Below are 3260 nucleotides of genomic sequence, written 5' to 3'. Positions count from 1 at the left end.
GGTTTTAGTGAACTTATACGCAATTACGCGTCTATCTAAAGTAGCTAAAGCTCTATTACTGGACTATATCGCTCAAAAGAAAAAAGGTGTAGATCCAGTTTTCCATGCAGATTCTATTTCTGATCTACCAGGTCGTGAACATTTAGAAGCTTGGGTTGATGAAAAAGAAGCTAATAAGCAAATCGGATAAATTTAAAAAACCATCATTTTATAAAAATGATGGTTTTTTTATTTCTTTTTTAATATCTCTAGACATTACGCACGTTACCATGGAATTACTAGTAAGGTATTGATATTTAAGAATAACAACTCATACGAAAAAAAGTACAGACTGAATGAAATCTCCAACCCGTACTTAAGCAATCTATTTCATTCGTTTTTTATACACTTTCATCGAAATCACGTAAAAGAATATCCCTATTCCCACCAACCACAATACTGCTGTAAAAAGGTCACCATAGTTTGGCTGCCCAGCTAATAGTGAACGTACACTCCCAGCAAGTGGTGTCATCGGCTGATTTTCGGCAAAAGCTCGAAGCTTGCTTCCCATGTTATTTGTTGGAACAAAAGCTGAACTGACAAACATCAGACCCATTAACAGATATGAAAACACGCTTGCACCTTCATAAGATTTAGCCATTAGTCCGAATGCTACCGCCATCCATGTGAAAGCGAAAATAGTGATCAGTATCATACCTACTGCTAATAACCATTCAACAAAATTAGCGTGAGGTCGGAATCCCATCAGAAATGAAATGAGAATCACAGCAGCAACTGATAATAAGTTTAATAGCAAAGTTGAAATGACATGCCCACCTAAAATTGAAGACTTGGCGATTGGCATAGAATGGAAACGGTCAAAAATTCCTCTTGTCATATCCATATTCACACGGACTGCTGTGTAGGAAATCCCCATTCCAATACACATTAGCAGCACACCTGGTACGATAAAATTAACATAATCCCCTTTATCCATTGTCATGGCACTACCGAAAATGTAGACGAATGCTAGCATCAACATTATAGGCGTAAGGATCGTTGTAATAATTGTATCTACACTGCGAAGAGAATGCTTCATCACCCTTCCGCTCATGGTCATTGTATCACTGAATAAATGTTCTCTACTCATCGTTATACCGCTCCTTTCTTAGCAGTGACAGCGAGGAAGATTTCCTCAAGTGTCGGTTGTTTTTCCACATATTCTACTTTTTTAGGAGGAAGAATTGCTTTTAGTTCTTCCATTGTACCTTGCACGATAATTTTCCCTTCATGCAAAATGGCAATGCGGTCAGCTAGTTGTTCAGCTTCTTCTAAATATTGAGTCGTCAGAAAAACAGTAATACCCGCTTTCACCATATCACGAATCACATCCCATAATGCCAGGCGTGCTTCAGGATCAAGTCCAACAGACGGCTCATCAAGAAAAACAATTTCAGGGGAGCCTAGCACAGTCATAGCTAAATCCAAACGTCTTTTCATCCCACCTGAATAAGTGGCAAGAGCTCGATCACCAGCTTCCAAAAGATCAAAGCGACGTAGACTTTCTTCTACTGCTTCTTTTCGATTTGGTAAATGGCGAAGTTTTGCAACTAATTCAAGATTTTCACGTCCACTTAAAATATCATCTACCGCTACATTTTGCCCAGTCAGGCTGATTTTCTCACGCACTTGCTCTGGATTTGTTCGAAGATTGATATCACAAACTTCAATCTCACCTTTGTTTGTTTTGAGTAAAGTAGTTAAAATTTTTATGATAGTCGTCTTACCTGCACCGTTTGACCCTAGAAGAGCAAAAACACTGCCCTTTTTTACTTCAAAATCTACTCCTTTTAGTACTGTATTATCTTTGAAGGATTTTTCCAGCCCTTTCACTGAAATTGCTGTCTTACTCATAATTGTTCCCCTCCCTATATTAAGTTGAAGGCGCGTGCTCAAAGCGCGGAAGCGCCAACAACTGGTTTTCTTTTCATAGATTTTTCTACGCTTATTTTTTCTTACCCACACGATCTAAAATGCTTTTGTTCAAATTATTACGTAACTTATCATCCCATCTTTTCGCTTGTTCGATCAGTCCATTAGCGAATGCTGTTACGTCTTCACCTGTTATTTCCAAAACGTCTTTACCTTCTGCCGCACCTTCTTCAAACAAGTCAATAAGATCGTACTGGATTCTCAGCATATCCATGCCGCTACCAGCAGAGAAACGCCACATATAGTTGCAGATTTTTTTATATGCTTCTGGGTAGTCGCCTGGCAAAGCATCAACACGCGCCATCATTTCTTTATATTCTTTTTTGTCGTTTAATATCTTTTTAATAAAATTTACCATCGTATTTAGCCCCCTACTTATTTTTATTCGTCCATATTTTTACTTGCTGTTCAACTCTAGTCTCAATCTCTTTTTTCAACTCTACTTGCTCCTCTACTTGCTCTCCTAATGAAATACCAGATTCTCCATCTAGTTTTGAAAGAGCCATCAATTCGTCGGCAAATGCCGCCACGTCTTCCCCAGTTACATCTAATACATGCTTTCTTTCTGCCGCACTAGCTTCAAACAATTCATACAAATTGATAATTTCTTCACCAAATCCAAAACCGAAATTCCACATATACTTTTGAATCTTTTTAAACACAAATGCGTAATCCTTCGGTAGTGCATTTACTTTTTTCATAAATACTTTGTATTCCTTCTTACTTTCTAAATCTCCAATGATTAACTCTATAAATTTCTTCAAATTATTTCTCTCCCTTTAAAATATTAATTTTCGATGAAAGAAAATCCCATTTTCCCCAAAATTGTTTTAATTCCTCATGTCCATCTTCGTTTAATGAATAAAACTTACGTGGCGGTCCCATTTCAGATGGTTTTTTCTCAATATTCACCAGCTTTTTCTTTTCAAGTCGTACCAAAATTGTATAGACAGTACCCTCAACAACTTCTGAAAATCCTAGATCATTAAGGCGGCGAGTAATTTCATAGCCGTAAGTATCTCCCCTACTGATAATTTCAAGAACACAACCTTCCAAAGAACCTTTAAGCATTTCTGTTAAATTTTCCATGGTATACACCTCCTTATATATATAAATTAATTTTCTTTTTAGTATAGCTATTTAGTAATACAGATATTCAGTGTCACTCAGTAGTAATTAATAGAAACTCTAAATAACTTACAGAGAAAGGATTTCATAAATCAACTTTTATAAATCCCTTTTTCAGCTATTTAGCATTACTGATATTCTGTGTTACTTAGTATTAGTAT

5 protein-coding genes and 1 pseudogene are annotated in these 3260 nt (G+C 36.6%); 1 reads left to right on the top strand and 5 read right to left on the bottom strand.

What is annotated here, in order from left to right; all coding sequences use genetic code 11:
• A pseudogene (locus V7056_RS15895) lies at positions 1 to 190 on the top strand (sodium:alanine symporter family protein); the annotation flags it as partial.
• 174 nt (positions 191 to 364) lie between these two features.
• Here V7056_RS15895 and V7056_RS15890 read toward each other — a convergent pair.
• The 5 genes from V7056_RS15890 to V7056_RS15870 form a co-directional block, all read right to left on the bottom strand.
• Positions 365 to 1129 (bottom strand): ABC transporter permease, encoded by a 765-nt coding sequence (locus V7056_RS15890; RefSeq protein ID WP_499703403.1) that lies wholly within the window; start codon positions 1127 to 1129, stop codon positions 365 to 367.
• 2 nt (positions 1130 to 1131) lie between these two features.
• The gene (locus V7056_RS15885; protein ID WP_499703402.1) at positions 1132 to 1893 is read right to left on the bottom strand and encodes an ABC transporter ATP-binding protein; all 762 of its coding nucleotides are present in this window, start codon (positions 1891 to 1893) and stop codon (positions 1132 to 1134) included.
• 91 nt (positions 1894 to 1984) lie between these two features.
• Positions 1985 to 2329 carry a DUF1048 domain-containing protein gene (locus V7056_RS15880; RefSeq protein ID WP_499703401.1) on the bottom strand — a complete coding sequence of 115 codons (345 nt, stop codon included), beginning with the start codon at positions 2327 to 2329 and terminating at the stop codon, positions 1985 to 1987.
• A 13-nt stretch (positions 2330 to 2342) separates the two neighbouring features.
• Positions 2343 to 2735, bottom strand: a complete 393-nt coding sequence (locus V7056_RS15875; protein ID WP_499703400.1) for a DUF1048 domain-containing protein — start codon at positions 2733 to 2735, stop codon at positions 2343 to 2345.
• Position 2736: 1 nt separating this feature from the next.
• Entirely contained in the window at positions 2737 to 3060 is a 324-nt protein-coding gene (locus V7056_RS15870) for a PadR family transcriptional regulator (RefSeq protein WP_499703399.1), read from the bottom strand.
• Positions 3061 to 3260: the final 200 nt, after the last annotated feature.

Source organism: Bacillus sp. JJ664 (genome assembly GCF_036962205.1).
Classification (GTDB): Bacteria; Bacillota; Bacilli; order Bacillales; family Bacillaceae_G; genus Gottfriedia.
Note: the sequence above shows the minus strand (reverse complement) of the source record. Positions and strands in the feature narration are given on the sequence as shown.

What these genes read in the sequence shown, in the direction of transcription:
- V7056_RS15890 (WP_499703403.1), bottom strand. Translation starts at nt 1,129, where the DNA reads ATGAGTAGAGAACATTTATTCAGTGATACAATGACCATGAGCGGAAGG.
- V7056_RS15885 (WP_499703402.1), bottom strand. Translation starts at nt 1,893, where the DNA reads ATGAGTAAGACAGCAATTTCAGTGAAAGGGCTGGAAAAATCCTTCAAA.
- V7056_RS15880 (WP_499703401.1), bottom strand. Translation starts at nt 2,329, where the DNA reads ATGGTAAATTTTATTAAAAAGATATTAAACGACAAAAAAGAATATAAA.
- V7056_RS15870 (WP_499703399.1), bottom strand. Translation starts at nt 3,060, where the DNA reads ATGGAAAATTTAACAGAAATGCTTAAAGGTTCTTTGGAAGGTTGTGTT.